The sequence below is a fragment of the Bradyrhizobium sp. SZCCHNRI3043 genome (assembly GCF_032377735.1).
Taxonomy (GTDB): Bacteria; Pseudomonadota; Alphaproteobacteria; order Rhizobiales; family Xanthobacteraceae; genus Bradyrhizobium.
Map to the genome: position 1 here is coordinate 85,018 of NZ_JAUHID010000010.1, position 15,775 is coordinate 100,792.

General features: G+C 65.9%; 13 protein-coding genes. 7 read left to right on the forward strand and 6 right to left on the reverse strand.

Annotated elements, in window-relative coordinates:
• Positions 1-11 precede the first annotated feature (11 nt).
• Together QX124_RS20340 and QX124_RS20345 are read left to right on the forward strand one after the other, a co-directional pair.
• Positions 12-884 carry a fumarylacetoacetate hydrolase family protein gene (locus QX124_RS20340; protein ID WP_315776472.1) on the forward strand — a complete coding sequence of 291 codons (873 nt, stop codon included), beginning with the start codon at positions 12-14 and terminating at the stop codon, positions 882-884.
• Between the two features lie 23 nt (positions 885-907).
• Entirely contained in the window at positions 908-2,542 is a 1,635-nt protein-coding gene (locus QX124_RS20345) for a thiamine pyrophosphate-dependent enzyme (RefSeq protein ID WP_315798086.1), read from the forward strand.
• 6 nt (positions 2,543-2,548) lie between these two features.
• On the opposite strand, the gene QX124_RS20350 is transcribed toward QX124_RS20345, so the two are convergent.
• From QX124_RS20350 to QX124_RS20360, 3 genes are all read right to left on the reverse strand, one after another.
• Complete coding sequence (locus QX124_RS20350) at positions 2,549-3,784, reverse strand: MFS transporter (RefSeq protein WP_315798087.1); 1,236 nt, start codon at positions 3,782-3,784, stop codon at positions 2,549-2,551.
• A gap of 74 nt (positions 3,785-3,858) precedes the next feature.
• Complete coding sequence (alkB, locus tag QX124_RS20355) at positions 3,859-4,512, reverse strand: DNA oxidative demethylase AlkB (protein ID WP_315798088.1); 654 nt, start codon at positions 4,510-4,512, stop codon at positions 3,859-3,861.
• 5 nt (positions 4,513-4,517) lie between these two features.
• Positions 4,518-5,261 carry a 2OG-Fe(II) oxygenase gene (locus QX124_RS20360; protein ID WP_315798089.1) on the reverse strand — a complete coding sequence of 248 codons (744 nt, stop codon included), beginning with the start codon at positions 5,259-5,261 and terminating at the stop codon, positions 4,518-4,520.
• A gap of 233 nt (positions 5,262-5,494) precedes the next feature.
• Between QX124_RS20360 and QX124_RS20365 the strand changes: the two genes are divergently transcribed.
• Positions 5,495-6,253, forward strand: coding sequence for a transglycosylase domain-containing protein (locus tag QX124_RS20365; protein WP_315798090.1), 759 nt, complete (start codon positions 5,495-5,497; stop codon positions 6,251-6,253).
• A gap of 15 nt (positions 6,254-6,268) precedes the next feature.
• On the opposite strand, the gene QX124_RS20370 is transcribed toward QX124_RS20365, so the two are convergent.
• Complete coding sequence (locus QX124_RS20370) at positions 6,269-7,621, reverse strand: amidase (protein ID WP_315798091.1); 1,353 nt, start codon at positions 7,619-7,621, stop codon at positions 6,269-6,271.
• Between the two features lie 6 nt (positions 7,622-7,627).
• Positions 7,628-7,951, reverse strand: a complete 324-nt coding sequence (locus QX124_RS20375; protein WP_315737268.1) for a hypothetical protein — start codon at positions 7,949-7,951, stop codon at positions 7,628-7,630.
• Positions 7,952-8,142: 191 nt separating this feature from the next.
• Between QX124_RS20375 and QX124_RS20380 the strand changes: the two genes are divergently transcribed.
• From QX124_RS20380 to QX124_RS20395, 4 genes are all read left to right on the forward strand, one after another.
• Entirely contained in the window at positions 8,143-8,556 is a 414-nt protein-coding gene (locus tag QX124_RS20380; protein ID WP_315798092.1) for a Zn-ribbon domain-containing OB-fold protein, read from the forward strand.
• A 4-nt stretch (positions 8,557-8,560) separates the two neighbouring features.
• Positions 8,561-9,700, forward strand: a complete 1,140-nt coding sequence (locus tag QX124_RS20385; protein WP_315798093.1) for a thiolase C-terminal domain-containing protein — start codon at positions 8,561-8,563, stop codon at positions 9,698-9,700.
• 108 nt (positions 9,701-9,808) lie between these two features.
• Positions 9,809-10,723, forward strand: a complete 915-nt coding sequence (locus QX124_RS20390; protein WP_315737265.1) for an SDR family oxidoreductase — start codon at positions 9,809-9,811, stop codon at positions 10,721-10,723.
• Positions 10,724-10,848: 125 nt separating this feature from the next.
• Entirely contained in the window at positions 10,849-11,964 is a 1,116-nt protein-coding gene (locus QX124_RS20395; RefSeq protein ID WP_315798094.1) for an SMP-30/gluconolactonase/LRE family protein, read from the forward strand.
• Positions 11,965-12,897: 933 nt separating this feature from the next.
• Here the strand turns inward: QX124_RS20395 and ppc are convergent.
• Positions 12,898-15,681, reverse strand: coding sequence for a phosphoenolpyruvate carboxylase (ppc, locus tag QX124_RS20400; RefSeq protein ID WP_315772494.1), 2,784 nt, complete (start codon positions 15,679-15,681; stop codon positions 12,898-12,900).
• Between the last annotated feature and the right edge of the window lie 94 nt (positions 15,682-15,775).

Consider the following 15,775-nt stretch of genomic DNA (forward strand, 5'->3'; position numbering starts at 1 on the left):
GAGACAAGCCCATGACCTCCCCTCGCCTCGCCACCTATGTCGCCGATGGCTCGGTCCGCTACGGACTTGCGACCGACAAGGGCCTCATCGATCTCTCCACGCGTTTCGCCCAGGATTATCCGACCTTGCGCGAGGTGATCGCCGCGGGAGCCCTGCCCCGGCTGATCGATGCCGCAGCCGGGCTGTCGCCCGATCATGGCCTCGATGCCATCAGCTGGCAGCCGCCGGTCCCCGCGCCCGAGAAGATCATCTGCATCGGCGTCAACTATCCCGATCGCAACGCCGAGTACAAGGACGGCCAGGACGCGCCGAAATATCCGTCGATGTTCATGCGCACGCCGCGCTCCTTCGTCGGCCATGACACGCCGCTGGTGCGCCCGCGCGCCTCGCCGCAGCTCGACTATGAGGGCGAGCTGGTCCTCGTAATCGGCAAGGCCGGACGGCACATTCCGGAGAGCGAGGCGCTGGATCACATCGCCGCGCTCACGCTGTGCAACGAGGGCACGATCCGCGACTGGGTGCGGCATGCGAAATTCAACGTCACGCAAGGCAAGAACTTCGATTCGACGGGCAGCCTCGGGCCCTGGATCGTGCCCTACACCAATGAGAGCCAGCTCGCCGACATCAGGCTGACCACGCACGTCAATGGCGAATTGCGCCAGGACGACCGCACGTCGCGGCTGATCTTCGGCTTCCGCTACCTCATCAACTACATCTCGACCTTCACCACGCTTGTCCCCGGTGACGTGATCGTGACGGGCACGCCCACCGGCGCCGGTGCACGGTTCGATCCGCCGCGCTATCTGAAGCCCGGCGACGTCATCGAGATCGAAGCCGAGGGCGTCGGCACCTTGCGCAACGGCGTCGTCGACGAAGCCCTGTAGAAGTTCAGAAACGGAATGTCAGCATGACCACCATGACCGGCGGCGAAGCCATCGTCAGCGGGCTCGTCGCCCACGGCGTCGACACCGTGTTCGGCCTGCCCGGCGCGCAGGTCTACGGCCTGTTCGACGCCTTCCACCAGGCGCAGTTGAAAGTCATCGGCGCCCGCCATGAGCAGGCCTGCGGCTACATGGCGTTCGGCTATGCGCGCGCCAGCGGCAAGCCCGGCGTGTTCAGCGTCGTACCGGGTCCCGGCGTGCTGAATGCTGGTGCTGCGCTGCTCACCGCCTTCGGCTGCAATGAGCCGGTGCTGTGCCTCACGGGCCAGGTGCCGACCGACTATCTCGGCCGTGGCCGCGGCCATCTGCACGAGATGCCAGACCAGCTTGCGACCTTGCGGACCTTCGTCAAATGGGCCGAGCGCATCGAATATCCCGACAGCGCGCCAACGCTCGTGTCGCGCGCCTTTCAAGAGATGATGTCCGGGCGGCGCGGCCCCGCGGCGCTGGAAATGCCCTGGGACGTGTTCACGCAGAAGGCCGAGACGGCCGCCGCAAAGCCGCTGGCTCCGTTCGCGCCGCCGCAGCCCGATCCCGACCGCATCGCCAAGGCCGCCGCGCTGATCACGGCTGCGAAGACGCCGATGATTTTCGTCGGTGCGGGCGCGATCGATGCGCGCGAGGAGATCCGCGAGCTCGCCGAGATGATCGACGCGCCGGTGGTCGCCTTCCGCTCCGGGCGCGGCATCGTCTCCAATGCGCACGAGCTCGGGCTCACCATGGCCGCGGCCTACAAGTTGTGGCCGACCACGGATCTGATGATCGGCATCGGCACCCGCATGGAGCTGCCGACCACGTTCCGCTGGCCGTTCAAGCCGGATGGCCTGAAGTCGATCCGCATCGACATCGATCCCGCCGAGATGCGGCGCCTGATCGTCGATGCCGGCATCGTCGCCGACGCCAAGGCGGGCACGGCCGCGCTCGCGGCCGCCGTCAGCAAAGCGGGCTATCGCAAGACAACAGGCCGTCGCGCGTCCATCCGCGACGCCAGCGCTGCGACCTTGCAGGAGATCCAGCAGGTGCAACCGCAGATGGCCTATCTGAACGTGCTGCGCGAGGTGCTGCCGAAAGACGCCATCGTCACCGACGAGCTGTCGCAGGTCGGCTTCGCCTCCTGGTACGGCTTTCCGGTCTACGAGCCGCGCACCTTCATCACCTCGGGCTATCAGGGCACGCTCGGCGCCGGCTTTCCGACCGCGCTCGGCGCCAAGGTCGCGCATCCCGACAGGCCTATCGTCGCGATCACCGGCGACGGCGGTTTCATGTTCGCCGTGCAGGAATTGGCGACCGCCGTGCAATACAACATCGGCGTCGTCACTTTGGTGTTCAACAACAACTCTTACGGCAATGTCCGGCGCGACCAGCGCGAGCGCTTCGACGGCCGCGTCGTCGCCTCCGATCTCGTCAATCCGGATTTCGTCAGGCTCGCCGAATCCTTCGGCGTCGCCGCCAGCAAGGTCACGTCACCCGACCAGTTCAAGTCGGCGCTGGAGACCGCGCTCGCCCATGGCGGGCCGTATCTGATCGATATCGAGGTGCCTCGCGACAGCGAGGTCTCGCCCTGGGCCTTCATCCATCCGTCGAAGCCTCCAGGGATCTGATCGACCTCACGGCGGGGACGCGCGGCGTCCCTGCAATCCGGCCGCGGCCATCGCCAGCAGGCCGGCCCCGGCCACGAGCCAGCACGCGACCGGCGCCCATTGCACCAGAGGTGCGTAGTCGGGCAGCTTCTGCAGACCGCCGGCGACGGCGGCGATCCGCGCGAAGGTTGCCAGCGCCAGCGCCGAGAAGACGAGCCCGGTCACCTTGCCCTCGGCACCTGTCGTCCCGATCGCGAGCGCCGCGGAAATGGCGCTCATCATCATGCAGCCCCAGGCCGCACCGGCGATGAACTGCGCGACAATCAGCACGGTCAGCGCACTCGCGAGCTCGGCACTGACGATGGCGAGTGCACCCAGCAGCCCGGCAATTCCCATCACCATGAGCCCGCCGCGATGCTTCACCACGACGCTGGCCGGGAACAGCACGAGGTTGAAGCCGATCCAGAACACCGGCATCAGCCAGGGCAGGTCCTCCGGCTTGGCAAAGCGCAGATAGAACGCCGAGCTGTTGATGCTGAAATGCAGCTGGTAGCCGAGCGCGAGGATCACCATGGCGCCAATGAACAGTAGCGGCAATCCCCGCAGCGGCTTGGGCTCGGGCTTGGATTCGGGCTTGGCCGGGGCTTGCGCGGCCGGACCGGCATCCTGCGGGATGCGCGCGAGACCGAGCGCGGTCAGCAGCAGCACCGCCGATGAGATGACGAACGGCAATCGCGGATCGTAGTCGCGCAGGATCACGCCGAGATATGGCGACACGGCGCCGGCCACGCCATAGCCGAGCATGACCAGCGCTGCCAGGAACGGAATGGCCGGCCGGGCCGCATGGCGCCCGAGCAGGGTCAAGGGCGGCGCGCGCAACACCGAGGAGGTCAGCGCCCAGATCGCGATCAGTCCGATGAAGACCGCTGGACCCGCCGACGCCGCCACGAAAGGCAGCGCGACAAAGGCGGCGCAGGATACCGCAGCCAGCAGGCCGACGAAGAGACCGAACCGCGCGGCGACGCGCCCGATGCGATCGGCCGCGATCCCCATGGCCGTATCCGAGAGCGTGAAGATCGCCTGGTCCAGCATCAGGATCAGAACGACGGCCGAGGGCGCGATGCCGGCCTGGGCCGCGAGCTTCGGCAGATAGATCACATAGGTCGTCCACAGCAGCGTGAACACCAGCTGCAGCAGCGCAAGGTGAAGTCCTATTCGTGTCGCCGCCGGCGCTCGCTCCTCCGCAAGTTCGACAGTGCTCATGGCCCCTCTCCTGGGGGCAGCATAGAGCCAAGGATGCCCGTTGCAAAACGGGGAAGGTCACAGACCGGCCAGGACTACCGCGCTCGGCGGAAGGTCAGGTTGATCCGCCGGCGGCCGAGCCGAGCATGCTCACCGTCGGCGAGCGGCGCAACGCCGTGAAATGCGAGCCGCACCGGCCCGCCCCAGACCACGACATCGCCGTGGACCAGCCGATAACGCTGCGTCTTGTCGGTGCGTTTGAGCCCGCCGAACAGGAACGTCGCCGGCAGCCCCAGTGACACCGAGACGATCGGCGCGCCGATGTCACGCTCATCGCGGTCCTGATGCAGCGACATCCTGGCGCCCGGCTCATAGCGGTTGATCAGGCAGGCATCGGGCGCGAAGCCTGCGAAGCCGGCCTCGCTTGCGGCGCGCTCGGCAAGTTGCCGAAACAGCGGCGGCATCGCCGGCCATGGCTGGCCGCTGTCCGGATCAACAGCATCATAGCGGTAGCCGCTGCGATCCGTGACCCAGCCACACGCGCCGCAACTCGTCATCGCGACCGACATCTGATGGCCGCCCGGGGTCACCATGCGGCGAAACGGCGCCTGCGCCGCGATCGCCTCGATCGCTGTGATCAGCTCCGCCTCCTGCGGCCGCCCGAAGCCGCGCAGCAGCACCGCGCCGGGCGCGAGCTGCTCGCGGGCCGGTCCTGCCGCCGCGAGTCCATCAAACAGATCCGCCGTCATGCGCCTCACTTCGCATCATGAAAGATCACGCCCAGCGTATGCCGCCGGCCGGAGCGCAGCCGGCTGACACCATGACGCATGTTGACGCGGTAGCTGCCGCGCGTGCCCTGGACCGGGCGGTTGTGAACCGCGAACACCACGGCATCGCCTTGCCTGAGAGGCACGACCTCGGCCCGCGACTGCATGCGCGGCCGCTGCTCGGTCAGCACGAACTCGCCGCCCTCGAAATCACGCCCCGGCTCGGACAAGAGGATCGCGACCTGCAGCGGAAACACATGCTCGCCATAGAGGTCCTGGTGCAGGCAGTTGTAGTCGCCCTCGACATATTGCAGCAGCAGCGGCGTCGGCCTGGTCTGGCCGGCCTGGTGGCAGCGCGCGAGAAATTGCGCGTGCTCGGCCGGATATCGGACGTCGATCCCCATCGTCGCATTCCAGCGATTGGCAATTGCGACCAGATGCGCATAGAGCTGCGGCCGCAGCCGAGCGAGCGGCTCCGGCAGCGGATAGCTGAAATATTTGTACTCGCCGCGGCCGAAACCGTGCCGCGCCATGACCACCCGGCTGCGGAAGCAGCCGTCATCCGGATAGAGCGACGCCAGCGCGCGGCACGCCTCGGGCGATACCAGCTGCGGCAACACCGCACAGCCGCTCGCGTCGAGCTCGCGTCCAACCATCGCCCAATCGATCGCATCGACGCCGGTCGCGACGGCCGGATTGAGGTCGGGCACTGCCCGCTTGAGTCTGGCCATAAGCTTGATCCCAGCTGTCATTCCGGGGCATCGCGAAGCGACGAGCCCGGAATCCATACTCACGATCGTGGTTATGGATTCCGGGCCTGCGCCTGGCGGCGCATCCCGGAATGACGAGCGTGTCATGAAACGCACGCCAGTGGCCACCCGTTTTCCGGACGATTCTTCGCATCACAGCTTCCTGAAACAATCCGGTGAACCGGAACGCTCATGCCGGGACCAATCCTCTGACGATGCGATCTCCGCGCACCAAACGGCTCTTCATCCTGTTCGGCAAGTCGATCCTGGCCGTGCTCTCGATCGCCGTCGTGCTGCTGCTCTACGCCGAGGTCTATGCGATCTGGTACGCCGAATATCATCTCGGCGTGCCCACGGAGGCCGAGCTCGCGGCACGTCCTACCGATGGCCATCTCTGTGTGGGCGAAACTGGAGTTCCCTACGTCCCGCTGGCTGACATGCCTCTGCAGCTGCGCGAGGCTGCCATCGCGCTGGATGGCCCCGAGTTCCTCACGCGGCCCAATCTCATGCTGCCGGCGATAGCGGCAGCCCTTGTCCAGCAAGACGGATGGCGCCCCGATTCGAGGATCACCGATCAGGTTGCCCGCCATTGCCTGCATGTTCTGGCTCCCGAATGTTGCCGCAGCCTGGACTGGCACATCGGAAACCTCGTCCTCATGGGACGTCTCGAACGAACCCTGTCGCGTGAGCGTATCCTGGAATCGTATTTGAACGACACCTATCTCGGCCGCGGCACCGTTGGCGTCGCAGCCGCGGCCCGCGCCTATTTCGACAAGTCCCTGGCTGATCTCAAGATCGAAGACATCGCCTTTCTCATCGCCCGCTTTCGCTATCCCTCATACCGCAGTCAGGATCACAGCGGCCGCGACGTCGTCATCGACCGAATGCTGTCGACCGGCTTCATCGACCAAGCCCAGGCGGCGGCGGCCAAAGCCGCGCCACTTCCCACCATTGATGCGCCGCGCAAACCCTGATCGCGTTCGGCCGCCTCAGCCCCGCACCACGCCCTCGACCCCCGCCGCGATCTCCAGCAGCTTGCGGTCATTGCCGCCGGATTGCGCCAGCATCAGGCCGACGGGGACCTCGCCATGGCGGTGCGCCGGCAGCGAGATCGCGCAGCCGTCGATCATGTTGATGAAGGTGCAGTTGCGCAAAGCGCGGATGTTCTCGCGGGCGAAGGCTGCGTCGTCGGCGAGATCGGCGATTTTTGGCGGCGTGTTGGCGGTGGTCGGCATGACAAGCGCGTCGTAGGGCGCGATCCGCGCGGCGGCCCGCTTCACCAGCGAGCGTCGGGCATTCAGCATCTCGATGTAGTCCGGCACCGTGATCGCCTCGCCGCGCAGGATGCGGACGGAGACGCGCGGATCATAGACGTCGCCCTTGGCGGTCAGCAGGAAGCGGTGCCAGGCGTAGCTCTCGGCCGCGGCAAAGCCGCCCTTGGCGCCGATGAGGCCGACGTCGAGGAACTCGGGGAATGCGATGCGCTCGATCAGCGCGCCCTGCTGCGCCAAGGTCTGCAGCGCCCGCTCGAAGGTCGCGGCGACCTCGGCATCGAGCTCGTCGAACACGATCGTCGTGGGCACCGCGAGCCGCAGCCCCTTCACCGGCCGCGCGGCCAGCGGCCGGATCGGCTCGTCGGCCAGCACGGAATCCAAGATCGCACAGCACGCCACGGTGTTGGCGAGCGGACCGAAGCTGTCGAGCGTGGTCGACAGCGGCACGCCGCCGTCGAGCGGCACGCGGGCCTGCGTCGGCTTGAAGCCTGTGATGCCGTTGAAGGCGGCGGGGATGCGGCAGGAGCCGCCGGTGTCGGTGCCCAGCGCGCCATAGGCCATGCGGTCGGCGATCGAGACGGCGGCGCCCGACGAGGAGCCGCCGGGCACATAACCGACCTCGCGCTTCCAGGCGCTCTTCGGCGTGCCGTAATGCGGGTTGATGCCGATGCCGGAATAGGCGAACTCGGTCATGTTGGTGCGGCCGATCACGACGAAGCCGGCCCGGCGCAGCCGCGCCACAACAGGCGCATCGGCCTCGGCCGGCGCGGAGTCGTCGAGCGCGCGCGAGCCGGCGCGGGTCACTTGGCCCTTGATGTCGAACAGGTCCTTGATCGAGACCGGAATGCCGGCGAAGGGCGACGGCGCCGCATTGGCCCTACGCAGCGCGTCCATGCCGTCAGCGGCAGCCAGCGCGGCCTCCTTGTCGACATGGATGAAGGCGCGCTCCCCCTCACCCGCGGGATCGGCAATGCGGGCGAGACACTCCTCCACCAGCTTGCGCGCGGTGGTGCGGCCGGCGGCGAGATCGTCGGCCAGCGCGGCCAGGGTCGGATTTGAAGCGGTCATGGCGTCCTATCGCATGTCTGCGGCATCGGCCGCGATGTCCATATCGAGCAGCGCGGAACTCAGCGACTTGCCGTGCGCATCCAGCGCGAGCGACCGGGTCACCCCGCCGCCGAGCGCCCGGCTCATCACGAAATTCAGCGCCGCTATGTTGGGCAGCTCATAGCGGACCACCTCGCCCCGGACAATGCCGGCAAAGTGGGCCCTGACCCGCTCGGCCGTCACCTGTGCGAGCAGCAATGGATAATCCTTGGCGTCGTAGGCGATGACGGAGATGTTCGAGGTATCACCTTTGTCGCCGGTCCTGGAATGGGCGATGTCGCGCAGCTTCATCTCGTCTCCGATCATGCGGCCGCATCAAAGACCAATTTTCACCGGACGGCAATTGCTGCCCGGGACACCTCTGCGCTTGCCGGAGAGCGGCATGCGCGGCGTGATGGACCGTTGACGCGTCTGCTTCAAATGGCGCATCACATCCGGCAAATGAGCAGGCGACGGAGCCCGCCACAGGGAGGATCCATCGGATGGCCGAGCCAGCGCGCGCACGTCCCAAGCCGACGCCCGAGACCCAGCATTTCTGGGACGGCACCCGCGCTGGTGAATTGCGGCTGCAGCGCTGCGACGCCTGCGCCCACGTCTACTTCCCGCCGCGCCCGTTCTGTCCGGCCTGCGCCAGCCGCAAGGTCAGCGTCTTCAAGGCCACGGGCAAAGGCACGCTCTACAGCTACGTCATCAACCATCGTCCCCCGGCGCCCGGCTTCACGCCGCCCTACGCCATTGCCGTCGTGGCGCTCGAAGAGGGCCCGCGCATGATGAGCAACATCACGGGCTGCCCCCAGACACCGGAGGCATTGGAGCTCGACATGCCGCTCGAAGTCACTTTCGAGCCGCTCGACGAACAAATCACCCTGCCCCTGTTCCGGCCGGCGAAAGGATAGCGCCATGCGTCGAAACCAGGTTGCCGTGGTCGGCGCCGCCGAGACCACCGAGCTCGGTATCATCCCGACGATGTCGCAGATCCAGCTGCATGCGGACGCGGCGCTGAATGCGATCGCCGATGCCGGGCTCAAGCTGTCGGACATCGACGGCTTCGCCACCGCGGTCGAGACGCCGCAGCAGATCTGTCATTACCTCGGCATCACGCCGACCTGGGTCGACGGCACCTCGGTCGGCGGCTGCTCCTTCATGCTGCATGTCCGCCACGCCGCGGCTGCGATCGAAGCCGGCCTATGCAAGACCGTGCTGATCACCCACGCCGAGAGCGGCAAATCGATGATCGGCAGGCTGCCGCGCTCGATTCCGCCGGACAGTCTGCAGGGCCAGTTCGAGGCGCCGTTCGGCATCTCAGGGCCGCCCAGCATGTTCCCGATCCCCGTGCTGCGCTACATGAAGACCTACGGCATCACCCATGAGCAGTTGGCGATGGTCGCCGTCGTCCAGCGCGAATGGGCCGCGAAGAATCCTCGCGCGATGATGAAGGATCCGATCACGGTCGAGGACGTGCTGAACTCGCGCATGATCGCCTATCCGTTCCGGCTGCTGCAATGCTGTCTCGTCACCGATGGCGGCGGCGCGCTGATCCTGACCTCGGCCGATCGAGCCAAGGATTTTCCGCAGAGGCCAGTCTATATTCTCGGCACCGGCGAAAGCGTGGAGACGCCGATGGTCAGCCAGATGGAGACGTTCAATTCGTCGCGTGCCTTCAAGGTCGCGGGCCCCCTCGCCTTCAAGGAGGCCGGCATCGGCCATGCCGACGTCGACCATCTCATGATCTACGACGCGTTCGCGCATCTGCCGCTGTTCGGGCTCGGCGATCTCGGCTTCATGCCGCATGAGGAGACCGGCCCGTTCATCGCTGCCGGACACACACGTCCCGGCGGCAAGCTGCCGCTCAATACCAATGGCGGCGGCCTGTCCTACATGCATTCGGGCATGTACGGCATGTATGCGTTGCAGGAGAGCGTGCGCCAGATGCGTGGCATCGCCCCGGCGCAGGTACCCGGAGCCAAGATCTCGGTGTGTCACGGCGTCGGCGGCATGTTCGCCGCGTCAGGGACGATTATTTTCACGAACGAAGGATAACCACCGTCATTCCGGGGTGCGCGAAAGCGCGAACCCGAAATCTCGAGATTCCGGGTCTGGTGCTGCACACCAGCCCGGAATGACGGGGCAAAACAAGGAGACCTCCCCATGACCAAATCGCTCCAGGACAAAGTCATCATCGTCACCGGCGCCGGCCGCGGCATCGGCCGCGAGATCGCGCTGCTGTGCGCCGCCGAAGGTGCCAAGGTCGTGGTCAACGATCCCGGCGTCGCCTCCGACGGCTCGGGCACCAGCGCAGCGCCGGCGGAGGAAGTGGTCGAGGAAATCAAGAAGCGCGGCGGCACGGCGGTGGCGAATTTCGAGAGCGTGTCCGAAGCGATCCCGGCCAGCAAGATCGTGAAGGCCGCGACCGACCACTTCGGCAAGCTCGACGGCGTGGTCAACAATGCCGGCATCCTGCGCGACATGATCTTCCACAAGATGAGCATCGAGGCGTTCGAGGCCGTCATCAAGGTCCACCTGATGGGCTCGTTCTATGTCGCTCACTCCGCCGCGCGGCTGTTCCGCGAGCAGGAGAGCGGCTCCTTCGTCCATTTCACCTCGACCTCAGGCCTGATCGGCAATTATGGCCAGGCCAACTACGCCGCGGCAAAGCTCGGCATCGTCGGCCTGTCGAAGTCGATCGCGCTCGACATGGGCCGCTTCAACGTGCGCTCCAATTGCGTCTCGCCATTTGCCTGGAGCCGCATGATCGGCACCATCCCGGCGGAGACCGAGGCCGAGAAGGAGCGCGTCGAACGCATGAAGCGGATGGGGCCCGAGAAGATCGCGCCCGTCGTCGCCTATCTGCTCGGCGATGCCTCGAAAGACGTCACCGGCCAGATCTTCGCCGTTCGCATGAACGAGATCTTCCTGATGAGCCAATCGCGCCCGCTGCGCTCGGTGCACCGCGGCGAAGGCTGGACGCCGCAGACCATTGCGGAGCATGGCATGCCGGCGCTGAAGCCGTCGTTCTACAAGCTCGATCGTTCCGCCGACGTGTTCGGCTGGGATCCGATCTGAGATTTGCAGCGCGCAAAATCTGCTTGCAGCGCACACCATCTCAAGTTGTTTTTTGTCCAAACGACCCGCGCGTTGCCATGATTTCGTCGTATGGTCGCCTCCCAACAAAAGTCGGGAGGACATAGATGACGAATGCACGACACGACCTCACGCAGGATTCGCCGGCCGGAACTGATGGCTTCGACCGGCGCATGCTCCTCAAGGGCGTCGCCGGCTTTGCCGCGGCGGCAGCAGCAGTCTCGCCGGCCGGTGCCCGCGATTTCGGACCGGGCGCGCAGCCGCAACGCTATCCGGATCCCGACATCGTCGTGATCGACGAGAAGCGCTTCAAGGCCAAGGTTGGCAACACCACGATCAAGCGTCTGTTCACCGGCTGCCTGTGGGCGGAAGGTCCGGCCTGGAACGCGCAGGCGCAGTATCTGGTCTGGAGCGACATCCCGAACAACCGACAACTGCGCTATCTCGACGACGACGGCCACATCTCCCAGCAGTTCCGCAAGCCATCGAACGAGTCGAACGGCAATACCTTCGATTATGAAGGACGGCAGATCACGGCCGAGCGGACCCGCCTCGTCCGCTTCGAGCACAACGGCTCGGTCACCGTTCTCGCGGAGAAGGCGAACGACAAGCCCCTCAATGGCCCGAACGACATGGTCGTCAATCCCAGCGACAAGTCGATCTGGTTCACCGATCCCGGCTACGGCTCGATCAACCTGTATGAAGGGCAGAACGCCCGCAACGGCTCCAACCAGCCGTTCCAGAAGGAAGCCGTCTACCGCGTCGATGCGCAGTCCGGCGCGATCACCAAGGTCGCGGACGAGCCGTTCAAGCCGAACGGCATCGCCTTCAGCCACGACTACAAGAAGCTCTACGTCTGCGACACCGGCATCACGCACTATCCGAACGCCAAGAACGTGATCTGGCAGTACGACGTCAATGGCGACAAGCTGGCGAACCCGAAGGCGTTCATCGACATGACGCTCGACGGCAAGTCGGGCTTCGCGGACGGGCTGCGGGTCGACATCGACGGCAACATCTGGGTCGGCGCCGGCTGGGTCGGCGAAGGCTATGACGGCGTCCACATCTTCGCGCCGGATGGCGTCCGCATCGGCCAGATCAAGCTGCCGGAGATCTGCGCCAATGTCTGCTTCGGCGGCAAGAAGCGCAATCGCCTGTTCATGACCGCGAGCCAATCGCTCTATGCGGTCTATGTGGAGACGCAGGGCGCGCATATCTGTTAGGCCGGAAAACCGCCCTTGCTACGAGGCGTCCCTGCGAAAGCGGGGATGCCTCGTCAACGATGGGGCCACACTCACACTGCCGTCCCGGACAGGCGCGCGGTACGCGCGCGCAGATCCGGGACCCATAACCCCAGGGAGACGTGCGAGGCACGATGGTCGATCCTCCTCGCCCAGCCACATCTGCCTGCGGCTCCGGGTCCGAATCAAGACCGGGCCCCGACGAACGGACGCACCTCGCCTTCTGAAACGAATAAAGAACTTGCTATTTTTCGGAAATCGTGTTCTTCTCTCGCCATCCCGCCTCATGCAAGGGGCGTAGCGCGCGATCGTCACGACACGCGAGGCGGGGATGCGATGGCCGCGGTTGAGCCGCAGCGTGTCCCTGGATGCGCGGACGAACGGCTTTGCCGCGGACGTGAAATCGCGTGGTCCTGGCGCCCCGAAGCAGGCGTCAAGTCCGTGGTGATGCCCAGCGCATCGCGCGGGCGACGGTGTCTACGAGCCGGCACACCGGGGAGATCGCGTATAAGCGTGAAGACATCGCGCGGGGAATGCCGGATGTTTGGCTGAACCTGTGGTGACTGCCGCCTGCTTTCTTTTCTGCAGGCGGGCCATGGGTGAGGCCTTCACCCGGCATTCCCCGCGCCCTTGCACTCTCGTGAGGGACATGTTCGCTGCATGCACTCGGGCGCGAAACGCCGCGAGGACGAGATCGTATGTCATTTGCTGCTTGAGCCGCAAATCAGTCGCACCACCGCTGTCGTCCCGGGCAAGCCACGATGCGCGCAGTGCGTCGTGGCGCCGACCCGGGACCCATACGCCGCGGCGGCCGTGATAGGCGAAGGTCGACAACGCATTCGCCCCAAACTACTCCCTGGGGTTATGGGTCCCGGCGTTCGCCGGGACGACAGAGAGTCTGTGGTTACAGCCGAGCTATCCCGTATTTCTCAACCCCGCCGAGATGCCGTTGATCGTCAGCTGAATCCCGCGCAGCACCTGCTCGTCCGGGTTCTGCGCGCGGTGCTCCTTGAGAAGCTCGACCTGCACGTGGTTGAGTGGATCGAGATACGGAAAGCGGTTGCGCACCGAGCGCTCCAGCAGCGGATTGCCCTGCAGCAAGCGCTCCTGTCCCATGATATCGAGCAACGTCTCGATCACCAGATTCCATTCGCGCCGGATGCGGCCAAAAATCTTTTCGCGCAGGGCCTCGTCCGGGACCAGCTCGGCATAGCGCGAGGCGATGGCGATCGAGCTCTTGGCGAGCACCATGTCCATGTTCGACAGCAGCATGCGGAAGAACGGCCATTCCTGATAAAGCTCGCGCAGGAATGGCATGCCCTGCTCCGGATTTTCCGCGATCCAGGTCTCGACCGCGCTGCCGAAGCCGTACCAGCCCGGCAGCATCAGCCGGCACTGCGCCCAGGAGAACACCCAGGGGATCGCACGCAGGTCCTCGATCGCGCGGGTTTTCTTGCGCGAGGCCGGGCGGCTGCCGATGTTGAGGGTGGCGATCTCGTTGATGACCGTCGAGGCCCAGAAATATTCGACGAAGCCGTCGGTTTCGTAGACGAGGCCCCGATAGGCCTTGAAGGCGAGCTCCGAGAGCCGGTCCATCGCAGTGAGATATTCGCGCTTCGGCGCCGGCTGCCGCGGATGCAGCAGGCTGGCCTCGAGCGTCGCGGCGGCGAGAATTTCCAGATTGTTACGTCCGACCTCGGCGTTGGAATATTTGCTGGAGATGATCTCGCCCTGCTCGGTGATCCGGATCTGGCCGTTCACAGCGCCGCCGGGCTGGGCGATGATGGCGTCATAGCTCGGACCGCCGCCGCGGCCGACCGATCCGCCGCGGCCATGGAACAGCCTGAGCCGAATGCCATGGCGTTCGAAGATGTCGACCAGGCCGATCTCGGCCTTGTAGAGCTCCCAGCCCGAGGTGACGAAGCCGCCGTCCTTGTTGCTGTCGGAATAGCCGAGCATGACCTCCTGCACGGCGCCGCGGCTGTCGACCAGGCGGCGGTAGTCGTGCAGCGCCAGCATGCGGTCCATGATGGCGCTGGAGGCCTGCAGGTCCTCGATGGTCTCGAACAGCGGCACGATATTGACGGCGCAGCGGCCCGATGGATCGATCAGGCCGACCTCCTTGAGCAGCAGCGCCACCTCGAGCATGTCGGACATGCCCTTGCACATCGAGATGATGCACTGGGGGATCACGTCGGCGCCGAAGGTCGCGTGCGCCTCGGCAGCGGCGCGGAACAGCGCGAGCTCGCCGACGGTCTCATCGCTGTACTTGACGAATTGCGACACCAGCGGCCTGGCGTTGCGCAGCTCGCTGACAAGCAGGCCGACCCGCGCATCCTCGCTCAGCGCCATATAGGACATGCCGGGCATCGCGGTGTCGATCAGCTCGGCGACGGTTCGCTCGTGCACCGCCGAGTTCTGGCGGATGTCGAGCCGGGCCAGATGGAAGCCGAAGCAATCCACGGCACGCCGCAGCAGCCGCAGCCGCCCGCGGGCGATCACCTCGGCATTGTTGGCGACCAGCGAGTGATGCAGCACGTCGAGATCATCCTGCATCTGCTTGACGCTGTCGTAAGGCGCCACGGCCGCCACGGGAAGGCGGCTGATCTGGATACCGAGCTTCTTCGCCGTCGCCGCCAAGCGCGCATAGATGCCGGACACCGCCAGGCGATATGGCTCGCCGTGACGATGCGGCGACGTGTCCGGCGAGCGCTCGGCCAGCGCACGCAGCTCCTCGGAGACATCGGCGAGATGCGCGGCGATGGACAGCTCGCTGCCGAGCAGGTGCAGTTCCTCGAGATAGTAGTGCAGCGCCAGGCTGGATTGCAGCTTGAGCGTTCCGCGCATCACTTCGGCGGTGACGAACGGATTGCCGTCGCGATCGCCGCCGATCCAGCTCCCCATGCGCAGGAACGAGGCGAGATCGCCCGCCACCTCCGCTCCGTCATTGAGCCGATCCTCGAGCGAGCACAGCAGACGCGGCACCTCACGCAGAAACGTGTAGTCGTAGAACGACAGCCCGTTGGTGACCTCGTCGAGCACCGTCAGCTTGGTCCGGCGCAGCAGGTTGGTCTGCCACAAGGTCAGCACGGCGCGGCGCAGCGCCTCGTCATTGGCCTCGCGCTCATCCGGCGTCAGCTGCATCCGCTCGCGGCGGTCGAGCAGCATCGCGATCTCCATCTCGCGATCCATCGTGCTCTTGCGCCGCACCTCGGTCGGGTGCGCGGTCAGGACCGGGCTGACCAGCGCCGTCGAGAAGAACTTGCGCAGATCGGAAGCCTCGAACCCGGCGGATTTGGCGTGAGCGAGCGTCGCCGCCAGCATGCCGGCCCCGCCATTGGAGTCGCTCTTGGCACGCATGCGTCGGATGTTGTTCTGGTCCTCGGCAATGTTGGCGAGGTGCGAGAAATAGCTGAAGGCGCGGACGATGCGGACCGTCTCAGCCGTCGTCATGCCGTCGAGGATCTGCTCCAGCTCGCGCCGCGCTTGGCGGTCTTCGTCGCGGTGGAAGCGCACCGAGGTCTGGCGGATGCGCTCGACGAGGTCGAACAATTCGGCGCCTTCCTGGTCGCGGACCGTATCGCCGAGGATGCGGCCGAGCAGCCGGATATCGTCCCGGAGCCGCGCATCCTCCTCCATGGCCTGCGCCTCGGCAGCGCGGTTGGGACGGATTTCCTCTGTCATGGCTTGCGGCGACATGGATGCGCTCTCCAGCAGCTGCCCATTTACGGGTCAGTCTGCCGTATCTATACCGCAGCGCAAGATCAAGAAAGAGGCGTCGCCTGCCCTATTC

Bases quoted from the DNA above. Each gene is read 5' to 3' on its own strand.
- QX124_RS20340 (WP_315776472.1), top strand. From the start codon at position 12: ATGACCTCCCCTCGCCTCGCCACCTATGTCGCCGATGGCTCGGTCCGC.
- QX124_RS20345 (WP_315798086.1), top strand. From the start codon at position 908: ATGACCACCATGACCGGCGGCGAAGCCATCGTCAGCGGGCTCGTCGCC.
- QX124_RS20350 (WP_315798087.1), bottom strand. From the start codon at position 3,784: ATGAGCACTGTCGAACTTGCGGAGGAGCGAGCGCCGGCGGCGACACGA.
- alkB (WP_315798088.1), bottom strand. From the start codon at position 4,512: ATGACGGCGGATCTGTTTGATGGACTCGCGGCGGCAGGACCGGCCCGC.
- QX124_RS20360 (WP_315798089.1), bottom strand. From the start codon at position 5,261: ATGGCCAGACTCAAGCGGGCAGTGCCCGACCTCAATCCGGCCGTCGCG.
- QX124_RS20365 (WP_315798090.1), top strand. From the start codon at position 5,495: ATGCGATCTCCGCGCACCAAACGGCTCTTCATCCTGTTCGGCAAGTCG.
- QX124_RS20370 (WP_315798091.1), bottom strand. From the start codon at position 7,621: ATGACCGCTTCAAATCCGACCCTGGCCGCGCTGGCCGACGATCTCGCC.
- QX124_RS20375 (WP_315737268.1), bottom strand. From the start codon at position 7,951: ATGAAGCTGCGCGACATCGCCCATTCCAGGACCGGCGACAAAGGTGAT.
- QX124_RS20380 (WP_315798092.1), top strand. From the start codon at position 8,143: ATGGCCGAGCCAGCGCGCGCACGTCCCAAGCCGACGCCCGAGACCCAG.
- QX124_RS20385 (WP_315798093.1), top strand. From the start codon at position 8,561: ATGCGTCGAAACCAGGTTGCCGTGGTCGGCGCCGCCGAGACCACCGAG.
- QX124_RS20390 (WP_315737265.1), top strand. From the start codon at position 9,809: ATGACCAAATCGCTCCAGGACAAAGTCATCATCGTCACCGGCGCCGGC.
- QX124_RS20395 (WP_315798094.1), top strand. From the start codon at position 10,849: ATGACGAATGCACGACACGACCTCACGCAGGATTCGCCGGCCGGAACT.
- ppc (WP_315772494.1), bottom strand. From the start codon at position 15,681: ATGTCGCCGCAAGCCATGACAGAGGAAATCCGTCCCAACCGCGCTGCC.